The following is a 19,238-nucleotide window of genomic DNA, read 5'->3' as shown; positions in this document are numbered from 1 at the left end:
CTGTCGCGGTAGTCTCATACGTTCCGTTTATATGACGGACGCAACGTGAGTGACCTTTTCTTATACCAATAATTAAAAATCAGTACAGACAGGACAACTATGGACTCCACCCTCATCTCCGATCGTCCTAACGAGGAGACACCTTCGCTCAACCGCGCCCGCCGCGCAGCCCTCGGCAGCTTTGCTGGCGCCGTCGTCGACTGGTATGACTTTTTACTCTACGGCATCACCGCCGCGCTGGTGTTTAACCGCGAATTCTTTCCGCAAATCAGCCCCGCCATGGGCACGCTTGCCGCGTTTGCCACCTTTGGCGTTGGCTTTCTGTTCCGTCCGCTGGGCGGCGTGATCTTCGGCCACTTCGGCGACCGCCTGGGGCGCAAGCGCATGCTGATGCTCACCGTCTGGATGATGGGTATCGCGACTGCGCTTATCGGTATTTTGCCCTCGTTCGCAACGATTGGCTGGTGGGCACCGGTCCTGCTGGTCACCCTGCGCGCCATCCAGGGCTTTGCCGTGGGCGGTGAATGGGGCGGCGCGGCGCTGCTGTCCGTCGAAAGCGCGCCGAAAAACAAGAAAGCGTTTTACAGCAGCGGCGTGCAGGTCGGCTATGGCGTGGGGCTGTTGCTTTCTACCGGCCTGGTGTCGCTGATTAGCCAGCTCACCACCGACGCGCAGTTCCTGAGCTGGGGCTGGCGCATCCCGTTCATCTTCAGCATCGTGCTGGTTATCGCCGCGCTGTGGATCCGCAACGGCATGGAGGAGTCCGCTGAATTCGAAAAACAGCAGCAGGAAAAGCCGATCGCCAAAAAACGACTGCCGGTGATGGAAGCGCTGGTTCAGCATCCTGGCGCTTTTCTGAAAATCATTGCCCTGCGCCTGTGCGAGCTGCTGACGATGTATATCGTGACCGCGTTCGCGCTGAACTATTCGACGCAGAATCTCGGCTTACCGCGTGAGCTTTTCCTGAACATTGGCCTGCTGGTCGGCGGGATCAGCTGTCTGACCATCCCCTGCTTCGCCTGGCTGGCAGACCGCTATGGCCGCCGCCGCGTCTACATCACCGGCGCGCTGATCGGCACGCTCAGCGCCTGGCCGTTCTTTATGGCGCTGGAGGCGCAGTCGATTTTCTGGATCGTCTTCTTCGCGATTATGCTCGCCAACATTGCCCACGACATGGTGGTGTGCGTCCAGCAGCCGATGTTTACCGAGCTGTTTGGCGCCAGCTACCGCTACAGCGGCGCGGGCGTGGGCTATCAGGTTGCCAGCGTGGTCGGCGGCGGATTTACGCCGTTTATCGCCGCCGCGCTGGTCACCCTCTCCGGCGGAAACTGGCACAGCGTGGCCATTTATCTGCTGGCGGGCTGCCTGCTTTCCGCCGCAACGGCGTTATTGATGAAAGAGTCTCATCACGCCTGATCTCCTCACTTTTGTTTCACAGGCGAGTGACATACTATCGGGTAGAGTCACACCTGTGGAACAAGGAGACAGACATGAATAATAAGGGCTCCAGCCTGACCCCGGCTCAGGCGCTGGAAAAACTCGACGCGCTGTATGAACAGTCCGTCAACGCGCTGCGCAGCGCCATTAGTGAATACATTGAAACGGGAAAACTTCCCGACGAGAAGGCCAGAAGTCACGGCCTTTTTGTTTATCCCTCGCTCTCCGTCACCTGGGACGGCAGCGCCAGCACCACGCCGAAAACGCGTGCCTACGCGCGCTTCACCCACTCCGGCTGTTACAGCACCACCGTGACCCGTCCGGCGCTGTTCCGCCCTTATCTTGAAGAACAGCTGACCCTGCTGTATCAGGATTACGGCGCGCATATTTCCGTTGAACCGTCCCTGCATGAAATTCCGTATCCGTACGTGATAGACGGCTCGGCGCTGACCCTCGATCGCTCCATGAGCGCGGGGCTGACGCGCCACTTCCCGACCACCGAGCTTTCGCAGATTGGCGATGAGACGGCGGACGGGATTTATCATCCGGCAGAATTTTCCCCGCTGTCGCATTTTGACGCCCGCCGCGTGGATTTCTCCCTGGCGCGCCTGCGCCACTACACCGGCACGCCCGCCGAGCATTTCCAGCCGTTTGTGCTGTTCACCAACTACACCCGCTACGTGGACGAATTCGTCCGCTGGGGCTGTAGCCAAATTCTCGATCCGGACAGCCCGTACGTTGCCCTCTCCTGCGCGGGCGGGATCTGGATCACCGCCGAGACGGAAGCCCCCGAGCAGGCCATTTCAGACCTGGCGTGGAAAAAACACCAGATGCCGGCCTGGCACCTGATCACCGCCGACGGTCAGGGGATTACGCTGATCAACATCGGCGTGGGCCCGTCAAACGCCAAAACTATCTGCGATCACCTGGCGGTATTGCGCCCGGACGTCTGGCTGATGATTGGCCACTGCGGCGGCCTGCGCGAAAGCCAGCTGATTGGCGACTACGTGCTGGCGCACGCCTATCTGCGTGACGATCACGTGCTCGACGCGGTACTGCCGCCGGATATCCCGATCCCGAGCATCGCCGAAGTGCAGCGCGCGCTCTACGACGCCACCAAAGAGGTGAGCGGTATGCCGGGTGAAGAAGTTAAGCAGCGCCTGCGTACCGGAACCGTCGTCACCACCGATGACCGCAACTGGGAGCTGCGCTATTCCGCCTCCGCGCTGCGCTTCAACCTGAGCCGCGCGGTGGCGATTGATATGGAAAGCGCCACCATCGCCGCGCAGGGGTATCGCTTCCGCGTGCCTTACGGCACGCTGCTGTGCGTGTCCGATAAACCGCTGCACGGTGAAATTAAGCTCCCGGGACAGGCAAACCGTTTCTACGAAGGTGCCATTTCCGAGCACCTGCAGATCGGCATTCGCGCCATTGATTTGCTGCGGGCGGAGGGCGACAAGCTGCATTCGCGCAAGCTGCGCACCTTCAACGAACCGCCGTTCCGCTAATAACGATAAGGAAAAACAATGTCCAGCACATCACCGCTCTCTGCCCTGCGCCACTGGCTTGAGGCCAGCCATCTCGACGGAACGATCGTCCCGCGGGCGGACGCCTGGCAGAGCGAATACTGCGCCCCGTACGACGAAAAGCTGGCCTGGCTGACGGGCTTCGACGGCTCGGCAGGCCTGGCGCTGGTATTGCAAGATAAAGCCCTGCTCTTTGTCGACGGTCGCTATCAGGTTCAGGCACGCGTGCAGGTCAATATGGATGAGGTGGAGATCCATCATCTGCATAATGAACCGCTGGCTGAGTGGCTTGAGCACAACGTTGAGCGCGGAACCCGCATCGGGTTCGACGCCCTGTTGATGACCAACGCCGAGTTTACGCAGCTGTCGGCGACGCCGTGCGAGCTGGTGCCGCTGAATCAGTCACCGTTCGATACCCTTTGGACTGACCGACCCGCCGCCCCGGCCGGGATTATTAGGGAAATGCCGGTTGATATCAACGGCGAAAGCAGCGCCGACAAGCGCCAGCGCGTCGCTGCCGTGTTGGCCGCGAACAATGCTGATTACCTGGCCGTCACGCTGCCGGATAACATCGCCTGGCTGCTGAACGTGCGCGGTTCGGACATACCGACCAGCCCGGTACCCCTCTCCTTCGCGCTTCTCAGCCGCGACGGAAGCGTCGAATGGTTTGTTAACGACAACAAGCTTGCGGCGTTATCGGATACGGTGCGAAGCAGCTTCACGATTTATCCGCAGGATGCGTTTATCGAGCGCTGCCGGCAGCTGTCGCAGGGCAAGCGAGTGATGGTCGACGCCGACTCCGCGCCGGTTGCTCTGCGCTTTGCCATTGAGCCGCAGGGGGAGATTGTCTGGCAGACCGATCCGATTACCCTGTTGAAGGCCAGTAAAAACCCGGTTGAGCTGGCGGGCTATCGTGAATGCCATCATCAGGACGGCGCGGCATGGGTTAACTTCCTCGCCTGGCTGAGCCGCGAGGTGCCACTGCGCGCTGCGGCGGGCCAGCCTTTGACGGAGCTGGAGGTGCAGGCAAAACAGCTTGCGTTTCGCGAGCAGCAGCCCGGATTTATTGAGCAAAGTTTTGCGACCATCTCCGCCTCGTCCAGCAACGCGGCGATGTGCCATTACCACTCCAGCGAAGCCAGCAACAAGCCCATCGGTCATGACCATTTTTATCTGAACGATTCAGGCGGTCAGTACCTTAACGGCACCACCGACGCTACGCGTACGCTGGCGTGGGGCAAGGTCGATCCCGAGCAGCGCCTGCACTATACCGCCGTGCTGAGAGGCTTCCTGTCGCTGATTACGCTGCAGTTCCCGTCCGGAAGCCAGGGACATCAGCTGGACGCTTTTGCGCGTCGTCCGCTGTGGGAAATGGGGCTGGATTACGATCACGGTACCGGGCACGGCGTGGGGCATCAGCTGCTTATCCACGAAAACCCGCACCGTATCGCCAAAAAAGTGAATCCGTGGCCGCTGGTGGCGGGAAATATTATGACCATCGAACCGGGGTACTACCTTGGGGGCAGCCACGGCATTCGTATTGAAAATCAGGTGGAGATTGTTGAAAGCCGCCCGGGGTTCTGCAAATTCGCCTCGCTGACGCTGATCCCAATTGATTTAAGCCAGGTTGAGCTGCACCTGCTGAGCGAGCAGGAGAAACGGTGGCTGGACGAGTATCATCAGCAGGTTCGCGAGGCGCTGTCACCGCGGGTGGAGGGCGATGCGCGCGCGTGGCTGGTGGAGGCGACGGCGCCGATTCGTGTGAACGGATAGTGCGACTTTCGCCGGGTGGCGGCTTCGCCTTACCCGGCCTACGATGTGAGGTTTTTGTAGGTCGGGTAAGGCGAAGCCGCCACCCGACAATTCACCCGACGCAGAAAAGCAAAAAGCCTGCTTTAAAAGCAGGCTTTTCTAAATGTGGCTCCTCTGACTGGACTCGAACCAGTGACATACGGATTAACAGTCCGCCGTTCTACCGACTGAACTACAGAGGAATCGTGTGAACGAGGCGCATATTAATGACCCCGCTAAATTGTGTCAACACTAAAATTAACGTGCTGATTCAATTGATTAATTAACCCGCAAACTGCTGTTTTAGTGTACCTGAGCGGAGAGATTATCGCCATACTCGCCGTTTTTACGTAAACGCTGCAGCGGGTCCTGCTGGTAAAAATGGCAGAAACGTTGCCACAGCGCCGGAAAGCGTGGGGCAAAAAGCTCAGGCGCGCTGAAGAAATATTCGGACAGCACGGCAAAACACTCTGCGGGATCGGTTGCGGCATAGGCGTCGATGCTGGCCGCGCTCTCACCCACGAGATCAATCTCGTCCTGGATGTTGTCCATTGCCGCATGCAGGTCATGCTCCCAGCCCGCGACCTCGCGAAGCGGGATGAACGGCACGCCGCTGGCCCGGTCCCCGTTGCGGGTGTCAAGCTTATGCGCTACTTCGTGAATAATCAGGTTGAAGCCCGAGGCGTCAAATGAATCCTGAATATCCAGCCAGTTGAGAATGATGGGACCCTGCTGCCAGCTTTGCCCGGACTGAACCACGCGCTGGTTATGCACCAGGCCGATATCATCCTGCCACTCGTCGTCCACCACGAACGGGGCAGGGTAAATGAGCACTTCATGAAAACCATCCAGCCATTCGATACCCAGCTCCAGCACCGGCAGGCAGAAAAGAAGGGCGATACGCGTATTTTTGAGGGGGTCCAGCTCAAAACCCTGCAGGGGAACCAGGCGCTTTTGCTGCAAAAAACGATCTGCCAGTTGGATCAGTTTTGACTGTTCATCCGGCTGGAGATTAGCCAGAACGGGTATCGCCAGCGCTTCATCCCACGGCAGCGCCATGTTTCGACCAGCTTCATTCGATTTCCAGGGCCACTTAATCATCGTTTTGCTCGCAAACTCGTCACTTGAACAAAATTGAAAGGTCAGGTGCTACACACGTTACCACTTCGCTTGTCATCCACGGTAGTGCTTTACCACTATGTCATTCATTTTGTGAAGTATGTCGTAGCATCCCTCGCCATCCAGGAGGCTAATTCATCCGCGCGAACGGGCGGCGAGAAGAAATACCCTTGAAAGTAATCCACTTTCTTTTTCCGCAGATACTCAACCTGGTACGACGTCTCCACCCCTTCGACCAGCACGCTTAACTTCAGCGATTTGGCCATATCGATGACCAAATCAATGAGCCGCGTTGAGGTATCCTCATACGTCAGCCCGTTGATGAATATCTTATCAATTTTAATCAGGTCGATGGGGAGCGCATTAAGATAGTTCAGATTCGAATAGCCGGTGCCAAAGTCATCCAGTGCGATGGTAACGTCATGCGCCTGCATCAGGGCGAGGGTTTCCTTAAGCGCCGCTACTTTCTCAAAGGGTTCGCGCTCGAGGATCTCTGCGGTCAGGCGAATACGCTCTTTCGGAAACCGCCCGAGAAAGGTGCGGCAATCCTCAATAAACGTATCGCTTTGAATATGTGAGGTGGTGAAGTTAAAGCTCACGTGAAAAGGGTTTTTGCTCGTTGCCAGTATGGCCGGAAGCTCAAGCGCGGCCTGCGCCATCAGCTTACGGGTGAGGGGAATAATCAGTCCGCTCTCTTCCGCCATCGGGATAAAGCTTGCCGGTGAAACCAGCTCGCCTGACGGAGTGGCCCACCGGGCAAGCACTTCGACACCATAAACGTCGCCCGTATCGCTGTGCACAATCGGCTGATAGAGCGGCACAATTTCATTCTGCTCAATGGCCAGCTCAAGATCTTCATAGGGATTAGGCTCGCGAATAACGTATCGCCACAGCACGGCGGCGGTAATGAACGTCATTAGCACGGTCAATAAGACCAAAATCCAGACCAGCGGCACGTTGAACGCCACCAGTACGGCTGCACAGAGCAAAATAGCCAGCATGCAGCACAGGGCGAAAATTATCTTAACTTTCTGTTTTGCCATAATTTTTATAGCCTATAAAGTGACATTTTTCGCAGCGTGTTTCTCGCAGGCGTCCGTGCGGTCTTCCTTTTTCCGATTACGCCTCGGCGGCGGGGCGGTTGCCGCTTATGCATAACTCGCTATTATGAATGCACACATTTCCCGAAAGCGCTAAGGATTGCCAGAAAAAAATGCCCGTCAATTTTGACCTTAACGATCTTTATGCCTTCAGAGCCCTGGTGGAATACGGCAATTTCCGCATTGCCGCAGAATCTATCTGTCTCTCCCAGTCCGCGCTAAGCAGGCGCATTGAGAAGCTGGAGACGGCGGTCGGCGCGAAGCTGTTCGACAGGACCACCCGACGCGTGGCGCTGACGTTTTTCGGGCAACGCTTTGCCGAAAGCTGCGGGCAGCTTCTGGAAAGCGTGGAGTCGATGCTGGCAGATATCGATAAAGTCAGCGAGGAACGTACCGGATCGATCACCGTTGCCGCAGTGCCTTCGGCGGCCTGCCATTTTATGCCGGAGGTGATCCGCCAGTTCCACGCCCGCTATCCGCGCGTGCGCATCAAGCTCATCGACAGCAGCGCGGGCAATGTCATTGAGGCGGTCGCCAGCGGCCAGGCGGATTTTGGCATCTGTTTTGCGAGGAGCCTTCAGCCGGATATCACCTTTATCCCGCTGGTGGAGGATGTTTATGTCGCCGCGTGCCGTCGCGATCATCCCCTGGCGGGGCGAAGGAGCCTGACATGGCAGGCGTTCTACCAGCAGGATTACATCAGCCTGGATATCACGTCCGGGAACCGTAATTTGCTCGACCAGATGCTCGGCCATATAAAGCCAGAGCGGCCAGGGATTTGCGAAACCCGCCACGTCACGACGATGCTGGGCATGGTCGAAGCGGGGATTGGCATTGCTGCCGTCCCCGCGATGTCGATGCCGCGCTCTGAGCATTCATTTCTGACGCATATCCCGCTGACCGAACCCGAAGTCAAACGCACCGTCGGGCTGATTCGGCGCAGCGGGCGCATTCAGTCGTGGATTGCCGCCGAGCTTGAAGCGCTCATTACTGAACGCTATCGCGAGGTGTAGCGACGGGGATCATCCCGGTTGCGGAGATGGTTTCCCGCGCCTTCGCAGAGGAGAGGAAATCCAGCAGCGCCTTGCCCTCGGTAGGGTGCGCCGCGCGGGCGGTCACCGCCCCGGCAAAACGGGTAATGTACTGCAGATTATCCGGCAGCTTGCCGACAAAGGTCACGCCGGGAACGGGCAGCAGCTCGCTTACCTGCTGGAAACCGATGCTGTATTTGCCTTTCGCCACTTCGGAGGCAACCGGAATACGCTCCACCCTGTGCGCTTTTCCCTCCATCTGCTCATTAATCCCCAGCGTTTTGAACAGCTGGCTTTGTACGTACCGGCCGCTGGCGCTGTCGGAGTAGGCGACGGTGCTGGCCTGCAGCAGGGTCCGGCGCAGGGCGGTATCCGTTCCGATGTCCGGCACCGGAGACCCCGCTTTTACGACCATGCCAATCGGCGAATCCGCCAGCTCAACGCGAGAACCGTCTTTGACCATCCTGTCGTGCGCCAGCGCGTCCAGCGCGTCGCCAACCATAATCACCACGTCCGCACTTTCACCTCGCGCCAGGCGGTTGGGGATGGCCTGGGGCGTTTTTCCCATCGACGGACCCGATATCAACACGATGCGATCGCCGCTTTGGGCTTCATACCGTGGCGCCAGCTTTTCCAGTGCGGCTTTGAAACCGCCTGAAATCATGACCGTCACCTCCTGAGCCAGCGCGCCTGCGCTGGCCGCCATCAGTACCAGACCGGTCAGTCCTGAACGCATAAATGGGTGCATAATTTTCCCTCTGTATTAACGTGCGGTTTGCAGGGTTAAGGCGCTGCGACGATAGAGATAGAGCGTTGCCAGCAGCGCGCAGATCGCGGCGAAGCTCATCCAGTATCCCGGGGAGGCTTTATCACCGGTGTACTCAATCAGGGCCGTTGAAATGACGGGCGTAAACCCACCAAAGATCGCGGTGGCGAGGCTATACGCCAGAGAGAACCCGGCGACGCGCACCTCAACCGGCATGATCTCCGTCAGCGCCGGGATCATCGCGCCGTTATACAGGCCGTACAGGAAAGAGAGCCACAGCAGCACGCTCAGCATCATGGAGAAGCTCGGCGCCTCTGCCAGCAGCGTCAGGGCCGGATAGCTGGTCGCCAGCGCAAGCAGCGTCATGGCAATCAGCACGGGCTTACGTCCGAAACGGTCGGACAGCGCGCCGCCTATCGGTAGCCAGATAAAGTTGGCGATGGCGACCAGCAGCGTGACCAGCAGGCTGTCAGAGGCGCTAAGCATTAAGACTTTTTTACCGAAGGTTGGCGCGTAGACGGTGATCAGATAGAACGCCGTGGTGGTCATCGCCACCATCAGCATGCCCGCGACCACAACCGGCCAGTTTGCCAGCAGGGTAGTAAACACCTGACGCATCGCCAGGGTATGGCTGCGGGCGCGGAACGCGTCGGTCTCTTCCAGCCTGCGGCGCAGGAAAAAGATAAAGGGCACAATCATGCAGCCGAACAGGAACGGAATGCGCCAGCCCCATTCACGAATGGCGCTCTCTTCCATCAGCGCGTTCAGCGCAAAGCCCATTGCGGCGGCCACCATAATTGCTACCTGCTGGCTGCCGGATTGCCAGCTGGTGAAAAATCCCTTGCGGCCCGGGGTGGCAATTTCGGCAAGATAGACCGACACGCCGCCAAGCTCTGCCCCGGCGGAAAAGCCCTGCAGCAGTCGCCCGACCAGCACCAGCAGCGGAGCCCACAGGCCGATGCTCTCATAGGAGGGGATCAGCACAATCAGGAAGGTTCCGGCCGCCATAATCGACAGCGTAGTAATCAAGCCTTTGCGGCGACCCACCTTATCGATGTACGCCCCAAGGACGATTGCGCCGATGGGGCGCATCAGGAAGCCTGCGCCGAAGACGGCGAAGGTCATCATCAGCGAAGCAAACTCGCTGCTTGCCGGGAAGAACGTATGCGCGATGTAGGTGGCATAAAACCCGAACAGGAAGAAGTCAAATTGCTCAAGGAAGTTGCCCGAAGTGACGCGAAGTATCGCGCCCGCTCTGGCGCGAACGGTTGCAGGTAAGGGTGAGGAAATCATCGTAGTCTCCAGTTTATTATTGACGTGTTGTCCGTCTGTTTCTGAAAACTGGATCAGGAAAGGTAAATAGATAAGCGCATTTGGCACATAGGCTGATGCGTTCTGTGCATCAATGGCAATATGTTGTTGGGAAGTTATTTGCTTAACAATAACTTAACAAAAAGGACAGTTATTGAATCTCCGGGTTTATGTAAGTCATTGATATTGCGATTTTGTGAAGTCGCGCAGGGGAAAAGCCAGGCGTAGCCTGGCTTACAGGATTTAGCGCAGCGCGTTGGCAATGGCGCTAAACATCAGCGATGCCTCCAGCGGCTGGGCGCTGAATGACGGTTCCGCCTGGGGCCAGGTGGACCACTGAACGATCGTCAGGTTTTCCGCTGGGTTAACCATGATCATCTGGCCAAATATCCCCAGCGCCCAGAGCGAGCCTTTCAGCGAGGCCTGCGCGCTCGGCTGAACGTTGGCGGCATTGACCGGTACTTCGTTGTTCCACCACTGATAGCCGTACAGCCCTTGAGGATGCGCGTCCGACACCGATCCTGCGGCACGGGTCCAGCGTGACGACTCTTTCACCCAGCCGTCAGGCAGGATCTGTTTACCGTTCGGCAGCGTGCCGTTATGCCGGATAAACTCGCCAAAGCGCCCCCAGTCCTCAAGGGTAGCGTTGAACCCGTGGGCACCGACATCGTGCTGACCTTTGCTGTAGGCATGCCACACGCCGTCGCTCGCCATGCCGTACGGCTGCCAGATGCTTTGCTCCAGATACGCGGCGAGCGTCATGCCGGTGGCGCGCTCGAGCACGTCACCCAGCAGCCATGCGCCGCCGGAGGAGTAGGACCAGTGCTCTCCGGCCGGGTGTTCACGGCGTAAGCCTGAAACCAGCTTGCGCACGCAGTCGTAAGTACCGGGCCTGGCTTCGCACTCGGTGAGCTGCGCGAAGTCGGAGTTCGGGCTGGTGTAATCCTCATTCCACGCCACGCCCGAGGTGTGGGTAATCAGCTGCTTCAGCGTCACGCCGTCCCAGGCGGTGCCCTTTAAATCCGGTTCGTATCGGGTGATGAGATCGTCCAGCGAGTGGATTTTGCCCTCTTTAATCGCCACGCCGACCAGCGCCGATACCACCGATTTGCCCACCGAGCGCGACGTCCAGAGCGTGGAGTCGGTGTTGCCTTCGCCGAGATATTTAAAGGCGACCTTACCGTCTTTCAATACCAGCATGCCGCTCACGTTCTGGCGCGTAAGGTAATCCTGAAGGCTGTAGGTCTTACCGTTCACCTGATAGCGGGCATCCGTCAGGGGTTTCTCTGCCGCCAGCAGCGGCGTGGCGTTGCCGTGACGGAACACATCGCCGGCGTAGTTGCGGTAATCATTGCGAAAGCCGACGACGCGATCGGCCTGGCTCCAGGTGAGCATGGTGTGCGTGTCCGGCAGTTTGCTATCGAAAGGAACCGGACAGGCGTTCAGTTCGGTGCCTTTGCAGGCGGCCATGGCGGCAGGGGATAACAGGTTGCCGAGAACCAGGCCCGCCAGCAGGGTGATGTTTAACGGTGTGTTTTTCATATCGATCTCATTTAGCTCAGGAGTGACTTCAGTTTAAGAACCTGAGGCCTATAATAAAAAACGCGTAATGGGGGAAAATCCCCCGAAATTTTACATGGAGAAGAGTGTGGCGACGTTGAGCTATTCCTTTGCGCAGCTTGAGGCGTTTACCGCCGTGGCCGAGCACGGCAGCCTGAGCCAGGCGGCGGTTAAGCTGAAAAAAGACCGCACCACGCTGCGCGATCTGATTGATTTTCTGGAGGATGGACTGGGCTATGCGCTGTTTCTTCGCGAAGGACGCACCCTGCGGTTAACGCCGGAGGGGGAGCAGCTTCAGCGGCAGGCGCATCTGCTGATGCGGCAGGTGAGGGCATTTGAAGCCTTCGCCCGGGAGGTGCCCGCCAGCGCAGCGCAGGGTATTTCCCTCGTTTACGATCCCTTTACCCCGAGAGCATTTTTACAGGCGCTGATTGCCGACATGGCAAAGCGCAACATCCGCCTGAGCCTGACCTGCGCCTCGCGCGATGAAGCGGAGAGCCTGCTTGCCGCGGGCAGGGCGGATCTCGGCATTTGCCAGGCGCGCAACCGCAGCGTGGGCAATGAGATGGAGTGGCGGGCGCTCGGGGCGATTGATATGGATTTCTATGCCTCTGCGACGCTTTTTACGGATATCACCTCTCCGCTGTCGCTGCTCGATCTCTCTCTGGTGCCGCAGGTGATTATGCACGCGGCCTCAGACGAACCGGTGGCGCGCCGCCTGCAAATCTCAGGGCACACGATTTTTACCAACGAGCTGGAGATGCTGCGTGGCCTGCTGGTACAGGGCTGCGGCTGGGGATTTCTGCCGACGCATTTTCATGCGGCCGAGTGGGAAAACGTAAAAAGGCTGCGCACCGAAGTGGGCAGCCAGGGGATTAGTCAGACGATGGTCACCATCTGGAAGCCGGGCAGCGACAAGCGCGCCATCATTGCTGACGCGCTGGCGCTATTGCCGGACCTGTGGAAGCACTCAGCGCTGTGAACAGCCTTTGCACTGTTGGTTCTGGATCTGCTGGAAGAAATCGTTGCCTTTGTCATCCACCAGGATAAACGCCGGGAAGTTCTCGACTTCGATTTTCCAGATGGCTTCCATTCCCAGCTCAGGGTAGGCCACGCACTCCAGGCTCTTGATGCTGTTTTGCGCCAGCACCGCCGCCGGGCCGCCGATGCTGCCGAGGTAGAAGCCGCCGTGCTTGTGGCAGGCGTCCGTCACCTGCTGGCTGCGGTTGCCTTTTGCCAGCATGATCATGCTCGCGCCGTGGGATTGCAGTAAATCCACGTACGAGTCCATGCGGCCCGCGGTGGTTGGGCCGAGCGAGCCAGAGGCGTAACCTTCCGGCGTTTTCGCCGGGCCCGCGTAGTAAATCGGGTGATCCTTCACGTACTGCGGAAGTTCTTCCCCGTTGTCGAGCAGCTCTTTCAGCTTCGCGTGGGCGATATCGCGCGCCACGATGATGGTGCCGTTCAGCGACAGGCGGGTGGAGACCGGGTGCGCGGAAAGCTGCGCCAGGATCTCGCCCATCGGCTTGTTCAGGTTGATGCTGACCACCTCGCCTTCACCCTGCTGGCGCAGGGATTCAGGAATGTACTGGCCCGGGTTGTGCTCCAGCTTCTCGATCCAGATCCCGTCGCGGTTGATTTTTGCCTTGATGTTGCGGTCCGCGGAGCAGGAGACGCCCATGCCGATTGGGCAGGAGGCGCCGTGGCGCGGCAGGCGGATCACGCGGATATCGTGGGCGAAATATTTCCCGCCGAACTGCGCGCCAAGGCCGAGGTTCTGCGCTTCCTGGAGCAGTTCCTGCTCGAGCTGAACGTCGCGGAACGCCTGGCCGTGCTCGTTGCCTTCCGTCGGCAGCGCGTCGTAGTAGCGGGTGGAGGCCAGCTTAACGGTTTTCAGCGTGGCTTCAGCGGAGGTTCCGCCGATAACAAAGGCAATGTGGTACGGCGGGCAGGCCGCGGTGCCCAGGGTGCGCATCTTCTCAACCAGGTAGTTTTTCAGCTTCGCCGGGGTAATCAGCGCCTTGGTTTCCTGGTAGAGATAGGTTTTGTTGGCTGAACCGCCGCCTTTGGCCATGCACAGGAATTTATACTCGTCGCCGTCCACGCTGTAGAGATCAATCTGCGCGGGCAGGTTGGTGCCGGTATTCACCTCTTTATACATATCCAGCGCGGCGTTCTGCGAGTAGCGCAGGTTGTCTTCAATGTAGGTGTTATACACGCCCTGGCTCAGGGCCGCTTCGTCACCGCCGCCGGTCCAGACGCGCTGGCCTTTTTTGCCCATAATGATCGCGGTGCCGGTATCTTGACAGGTTGGCAGCACGCCTTTTGCGGCAATTTCAGAGTTACGCAGGAACTGCAGGGCAACGTATTTGTCGTTCTGGCTGGCTTCCGGGTCGTTCAGGATCGCGGCAACCTGCTTCTGATGGGAAGGACGCAGCATAAACGCCGCATCGTGGAAGGCCTGCTGCGCCAGCAGGGTCAGCGCTTCCGGCTCCACCTTCAGGACTTCCTGACCGTCGAACTCCGCAACGGAGACGTGCTCGTTGGTCAGCAGATAGTATTCGGTGTCATCGTGCGCGAGCGGGAAGGGGTTCTGGTAGAAAAACGGTTTATTCGACATAGCGTATTGCTCCACAAAAATAAAACCGCCGGAGGAGAAGTCCGGCGGTCAGGAATCAGAACATCATGGACATCCATGGATAGCCAATCAGCAGCAGGGCCGCCAGGAAGATGGCGCCGAAGATGGTGCCCAGACGCCAGTAGTCTTTGGTTGGCAGGTAGCCGCTGCCGTAGTAAATCGGGCTTGGGCCAGTACCGTACGGGGTGATGATCCCCATCACGCCCAGCGAGGTCACCATCAGCAGAACGAACACTTCCATATTCATGCCCGGAATGGTGGAGGCGATGGTCAGCATCGCTGGCAGCAGCGCGGTAGTGTGCGCGGTGGTGCTGGCAAACAGGTAGTGCAGCAGGTAGAACGCCAGCAGCAGGACGATGGTGGCCACACCCGGCGAGATACCGCTCATTAACAGACCGCCTTCTTTACCCAGCCAGGCAATGAAGCCGGTGGAAGAGAGGCCGTCCGCCAGCGCTACCAGCGTGGCGAACCAGACGAAGGTGTTCCACGCGGCTTTGTTACCGGTGATATCGTTCCACTCCAGTACGCCGGTCCACAGCATCAGGCCCACGATGAGCAGGGCAGCCATTGCCGGTTCAATCCACGCGGCAGCGAAGATCCACATCAGCAGCGCACAGCATACGAACACCAGCAGCAGAATTTCGTTGCGGGACAGTTTGCCCAGTTTTTCCAGCTCGCGGGTCGCCCACAGCGGTACTTCGTCGTTCACCTTCACTTCAGGCGGATAGAACCAGTAGGCCAGCAGCGGCATGGTCAGGATCAGCAGCACGCCCAGCGGCAGGAAGGCGATGAACCAGGTGCCCCAGGAGATGTTGATCCCGACAGTGCTTTTCACCAGCGCCAGCGCCAGCAGGTTAGGTGCCAGAGCAGAAAGGAACATCGAACTGGTGATACAGGCCGCGGTGATCGCCACCCACATCAGGTACGAACCAATCTTACGCGCGCTTGGGTCATTCGGTTTTGAACCGTACAGCGGCGGCAGGTTAGCGATGATTGGGTAGATTGTCCCGCCGCTGCGCGCGGTGTTGGACGGGGTAAACGGTGCCAGCAGCAGATCCGCGAAGGTGATGGCGTAGCCGAGCGTCAGGCTGCGGCGGCCGAGGTATTTCACCAGAATCAGCGCCAGACGGCGGCCGAAGCGGGTTTTGTCATAGCCCGCGGCGAACATAAAGGCGCCGAAGATCAGCCAGACGGTGGAGTTACCAAATCCGCTCACCGCCCATTTAAAGGAGGCGCCCGCCAGCTTGAATTTTGGGTCAGCCAGCTGTTCCGGGCTGAACAGCACCCACTGGCTGCACAGCGCAATGGCGACAACGCCGGTCAGACCGATCACCGCGCCCGGCAGCGGTTCGAAGATTAGCCCGACGATGACGCCGACAAAGATGGCGAAGTAGTGCCACGCGTAAGGCGGCAGCCCTTCCGGGACGGGAACAAACAGCAGCAGCACGGCGACGATAATCGGCAGCGCCATCATGAGCAGACGTTTTGCGTTCCCGTCTGTTGCTTTACTCGCCGCAGGAGGCGTTACAGCAGTTTTTGTATTCATAGTTTCACGTCTTAAGTTGTCAAAAATTCGTCGTATGGTGAAAACACAAATTCTGTTTCTTTAGTTTTTTTGCTTTTTTTAGTTATTAAAGGTGTGGATTCGTATTTTCAGTAATAGCGATTTAACGCATTTTCGTGAGCGCTAAATTAAAAAATGATGATGTTTTTATATTGCGCCTTTGGATGCCATAACTATTGATTGCGATCAAAAAAACAGAATTGAAGGCGTATTTTTATGCTTTTTAAAATAACCACTTTGGCTAGTGTGGTTATTATCTGATTTTTAGTAATCTATTTATCAATTTGATAACATATCAAAAATGGAATCATCTTTATCTATTGATTTATAGGCTTATTTTGTGGTTTTGGTGTATTGGTTTGACCATTGATAATTTAACGAATTTTAAATTGTTGTGAATTGATGAAACATCTTCACTAACACCAATGTGTTATTAATGTTATTGCTGGGATTAAATAGTTTTTTAACTAACGTAATGGCTTTAGAAACTAAAAAAAGCATTATATTAATATCATGACATCGGCATAAAACATCGAAATAAAATCCAGCCCGATAACGAATTCTTAATTTTTAAAAGTTTGGAGTTTCTATTATGAGCACTAACGAACGCATTCTAAGCCCCTTCACTTTACCGAATGGCACTGAACTGAAAAACCGTTTGTTAATGGCGCCTATGACCACCTGTACGGGCTATTATGATGGTACGGTCACCAGCGAGCTGGTGGAGTACTACCGGGCGCGTTCAGGCAGCATCGGCACCATCATTGTGGAGTGCTGCTTTGTTGACGATCTCGGTCTTGCTTTCCCTGGCGCGATTGGTATCGATAGCGACGAAAAAATTGCCGGTCTGGCGAAAATCGCTGAGGCCATCAAATCCAAAGGGTCTAAGGCGCTCCTGCAGATCTACCACGGTGGCCGCATGGTCGATCCGAAACTGATCGGGGGCCGTACGCCGGTTGGCCCAAGCGCCGTTGCTGCACCGCGTGACGGTGCCGCGACCCCGGTTGCGCTGACCGCTGAAGAAGTAGAAGGCATGATCGGCAAGTTCGGTGAAGCCGTGCGCCGCGCGATTCTGGCCGGTTTCGACGGCGTGGAGATCCACGGGGCGAACACCTATCTGATTCAGCAGTTCTATTCCCCGAACTCAAACCAGCGTGACGACGAGTGGGGCGGCAGCCGCGATAACCGCGCGAAGTTCCCGCTGGCCGTGCTGGACATCACCCACAAAATGGTGCGCCAGTACGCCGACGATGCCTTCATTATTGGCTACCGCTTCTCGCCTGAAGAGATGGAAGTCCCCGGCATTCGCTTTGACGACACCATGTACCTGCTGGAAAAACTGGCGGCGCGCGGCGTGGATTATCTGCACTTCTCCGTTGGCGCTACCCTGCGTCCATCCATTGTGGATACGCAAGACCCAACGCCGCTTATCGAGAAATACTGCGCGATGCGTTCCGAAACCCTGGCTCAGGTGCCGGTGATGGGCGTGGGCGGCGTTGTTAATGCCGCTGACGTCAATGAAGCCCTGGACCACGGTTACGATCTGATTGCCGTTGGCCGCGCGACCATTGCCTACCCGGACTGGACCGACCGCATCGCGGCAGGCGAAAGCCTTGAGCTGTTTATGGACAGCACTCAACGCGAGGCGCTGAACATCCCTGAGCCGCTGTGGCGCTTCTCGCTGGTGGAAGCGATGATCCGCGACATGAGCATGGGCGAATCCAAATTCAAACCCGGTACTTTTATTGAGAAAGTGCAGGACGACGTCAACGAGCTGGTGATTAACGTCAGCCTTGAGACCGACCGCATTGCCGATATCGAGCTGGCATCAGGCCCGAACGACGACGTGGAGTTTGTCACCAGCTTCGAAGAGATCCGCACCCGTATTCTGGATGCCAATACCCCGCACGTGGACGCCATCACCGGCGCGACCAGCCAGAGCGAAGCGGTGAAAAAAGCGGTCTCTAAAGCGATGCTGAAATCCAGCAAAGCGCTGGCGGCGGAAGAGGGCGTTGACCCGAACGAAGCGAAAAGCGTAGACGTTGTCGTTATCGGCAGCGGCGGCGCAGGGCTGGCGGCAGCCATTCAGGCCCACGACGAGGGCGCAAGCGTGCTGATCGTCGAAAAAATGCCGACCATCGGCGGGAACACCATCAAAGCCTCTGCCGGGATGAACGCGGCGGAAACCCGCTTCCAGCGCGTGAAGGGCATTCAGGACAGCAAAGAGCTGTTCTATCAGGAAAGCCTGAAAGGCGGCGGTAACAAGAACAACCCGGAACTGCTGCGTCGCTTTGTGGAGAACGCGCCGGAGGCCATCGAGTGGCTGGCAACGCGCGGCATCATGCTGAACGACATCACCACCACCGGCGGGATGAGCATCGACCGCACCCACCGTCCAAAAGACGGTTCTGCGGTGGGCGGCTATCTGATCAGCGGCCTGGTGCGTAACGTTAATAAACGTAACATCGACGTGATGCTGGATACCTCCGTCAGCGACATCATCTTCGAGAACGGCGAAGTGACCGGCGTACGTCTGACCACCGAAGAGAACGAAACCGTCACCGTGGCAACCAAAAGCGTGATTGTGGCGACGGGCGGCTTCAGCGCCAACAGCCAGATGGTGGTCAAATACCGTCCGGACCTGGAAGGGTTCGTCACCACCAACCACAAAGGGGCAACGGGTGGCGGCATCGCGCTGCTGGAACGTATCGGCGCGGGCACCGTGGATATGGGCGAAATTCAGATCCACCCAACCGTTGAGCAGAAAACCTCGTACCTGATTTCCGAATCCATCCGCGGCGGCGGGGCGATTCTGGTTAACCAGAAAGGGGAGCGCTTCTACAACGAAATGTCGACCCGCGATAAAGTGTCGGCGCAAATTATCGCGCTGCCGGAGAAATACGCGTACATCGTCTTCGATGAGCATGTCCGTACCAAAAACAAAGCGGCGGATGAGTACATCGCGAAAGGTTTCGTGACCAGCGCCAGCTCGCCGAAAGCCCTGGCGGAAGCGCTGGGTATGGACCCTGACGCCTTCCTGGCAACGCTTGAGCGCTACAACGGTTTCGTTGAAAAACAGCACGATGATGATTTTGGCCGTACCACCGCGCTGCGTGCGCCAATCAATGAAGGGCCGTTCTACGCCATTCAGATTGCGCCGGGCGTTCACCACACCATGGGCGGCGTGACCATTAACACCGACACCTGCGTGCTGGACAGCAACCACAACGTGCTGCCCGGGGCGTTTGCCGCCGGTGAAGTGGTTGGCGGGATCCACGGCGGAAACCGCATCGGCGGTAACGCAGTGGCAGATATCATTATTTTTGGTACGCTTGCAGGACATCAGGCGGCTATGCGTTCGAAAAAGCAGTAAGACCCCTGTGTTGTATGCCGGA

13 protein-coding genes and 1 tRNA gene are annotated in these 19,238 nt (G+C 57.7%); 6 read left to right on the top strand and 8 right to left on the bottom strand.

Annotation, left to right across the window (positions count from 1 at the left end; genetic code table 11):
• The first annotated feature begins 99 nt into the window (after positions 1-99).
• The 3 genes from shiA to VPX56_RS14345 all read left to right on the top strand — a co-directional run bounded on the left by shiA (position 100) and on the right by VPX56_RS14345 (position 4,736).
• Positions 100-1,416 carry a shikimate transporter gene (gene shiA / locus VPX56_RS14355; RefSeq protein ID WP_326467171.1) on the top strand — a complete coding sequence of 439 codons (1,317 nt, stop codon included), beginning with the start codon at positions 100-102 and terminating at the stop codon, positions 1,414-1,416.
• A gap of 74 nt (positions 1,417-1,490) precedes the next feature.
• Complete coding sequence (locus tag VPX56_RS14350; RefSeq protein ID WP_326467169.1) at positions 1,491-2,945, top strand: AMP nucleosidase; 1,455 nt, start codon at positions 1,491-1,493, stop codon at positions 2,943-2,945.
• A gap of 18 nt (positions 2,946-2,963) precedes the next feature.
• On the top strand, positions 2,964-4,736 hold the full coding sequence (locus VPX56_RS14345; protein WP_326467167.1) for an aminopeptidase P family protein: 1,773 nt from the start codon (positions 2,964-2,966) through the stop codon (positions 4,734-4,736).
• Between the two features lie 145 nt (positions 4,737-4,881).
• Here the strand turns inward: VPX56_RS14345 and VPX56_RS14340 are convergent.
• The 3 genes from VPX56_RS14340 to VPX56_RS14330 all read right to left on the bottom strand — a co-directional run bounded on the left by VPX56_RS14340 (position 4,882) and on the right by VPX56_RS14330 (position 6,916).
• A tRNA-Asn gene (locus VPX56_RS14340) sits at positions 4,882-4,957 on the bottom strand.
• 100 nt (positions 4,958-5,057) lie between these two features.
• Entirely contained in the window at positions 5,058-5,855 is a 798-nt protein-coding gene (mtfA, locus tag VPX56_RS14335) for a DgsA anti-repressor MtfA (protein ID WP_131632103.1), read from the bottom strand.
• 104 nt (positions 5,856-5,959) lie between these two features.
• Positions 5,960-6,916, bottom strand: coding sequence for an EAL domain-containing protein (locus tag VPX56_RS14330; protein ID WP_326467163.1), 957 nt, complete (start codon positions 6,914-6,916; stop codon positions 5,960-5,962).
• A gap of 170 nt (positions 6,917-7,086) precedes the next feature.
• On the opposite strand from VPX56_RS14330, the gene VPX56_RS14325 reads away from it, so the two are divergent.
• Positions 7,087-7,986 carry an L-proline-binding transcription factor PsrA gene (locus VPX56_RS14325; protein WP_326467161.1) on the top strand — a complete coding sequence of 300 codons (900 nt, stop codon included), beginning with the start codon at positions 7,087-7,089 and terminating at the stop codon, positions 7,984-7,986.
• Here the strand turns inward: VPX56_RS14325 and VPX56_RS14320 are convergent.
• From VPX56_RS14320 to VPX56_RS14310, 3 genes are all read right to left on the bottom strand, one after another.
• Complete coding sequence (locus VPX56_RS14320; RefSeq protein WP_396127626.1) at positions 7,961-8,752, bottom strand: substrate-binding domain-containing protein; 792 nt, start codon at positions 8,750-8,752, stop codon at positions 7,961-7,963. The two genes, VPX56_RS14325 and VPX56_RS14320, sit on opposite strands and share 26 nt — an antisense overlap.
• 15 nt (positions 8,753-8,767) lie before the next feature.
• Positions 8,768-10,063: an MFS transporter gene (gene tcuC / locus VPX56_RS14315; protein WP_326467159.1), complete on the bottom strand. Its 1,296-nt coding sequence runs from the start codon at positions 10,061-10,063 to the stop codon at positions 8,768-8,770.
• Positions 10,064-10,324: 261 nt separating this feature from the next.
• The gene (locus VPX56_RS14310; RefSeq protein ID WP_326467157.1) at positions 10,325-11,623 is read right to left on the bottom strand and encodes a serine hydrolase domain-containing protein; all 1,299 of its coding nucleotides are present in this window, start codon (positions 11,621-11,623) and stop codon (positions 10,325-10,327) included.
• Between the two features lie 94 nt (positions 11,624-11,717).
• Between VPX56_RS14310 and VPX56_RS14305 the strand changes: the two genes are divergently transcribed.
• Positions 11,718-12,623 (top strand): LysR family transcriptional regulator, encoded by a 906-nt coding sequence (locus VPX56_RS14305; RefSeq protein ID WP_326467155.1) that lies wholly within the window; start codon positions 11,718-11,720, stop codon positions 12,621-12,623.
• Here VPX56_RS14305 and fumA read toward each other — a convergent pair.
• Together fumA and VPX56_RS14295 are read right to left on the bottom strand one after the other, a co-directional pair.
• On the bottom strand, positions 12,612-14,261 hold the full coding sequence (fumA, locus tag VPX56_RS14300; protein ID WP_326467153.1) for a class I fumarate hydratase FumA: 1,650 nt from the start codon (positions 14,259-14,261) through the stop codon (positions 12,612-12,614). The genes VPX56_RS14305 and fumA overlap by 12 nt on opposite strands.
• A gap of 55 nt (positions 14,262-14,316) precedes the next feature.
• Positions 14,317-15,825 (bottom strand): anion permease, encoded by a 1,509-nt coding sequence (locus tag VPX56_RS14295; protein ID WP_207389429.1) that lies wholly within the window; start codon positions 15,823-15,825, stop codon positions 14,317-14,319.
• 610 nt (positions 15,826-16,435) lie between these two features.
• Between VPX56_RS14295 and VPX56_RS14290 the strand changes: the two genes are divergently transcribed.
• Entirely contained in the window at positions 16,436-19,216 is a 2,781-nt protein-coding gene (locus VPX56_RS14290) for a flavocytochrome c (RefSeq protein WP_326467150.1), read from the top strand.
• Positions 19,217-19,238: the final 22 nt, after the last annotated feature.

Origin of the sequence: Enterobacter wuhouensis, from assembly GCF_035835995.1 — a bacterium.
GTDB classification, from domain to species: Bacteria; Pseudomonadota; Gammaproteobacteria; order Enterobacterales; family Enterobacteriaceae; genus Enterobacter; species Enterobacter wuhouensis.
Note: the sequence above shows the minus strand (reverse complement) of the source record. Positions and strands in the feature narration are given on the sequence as shown.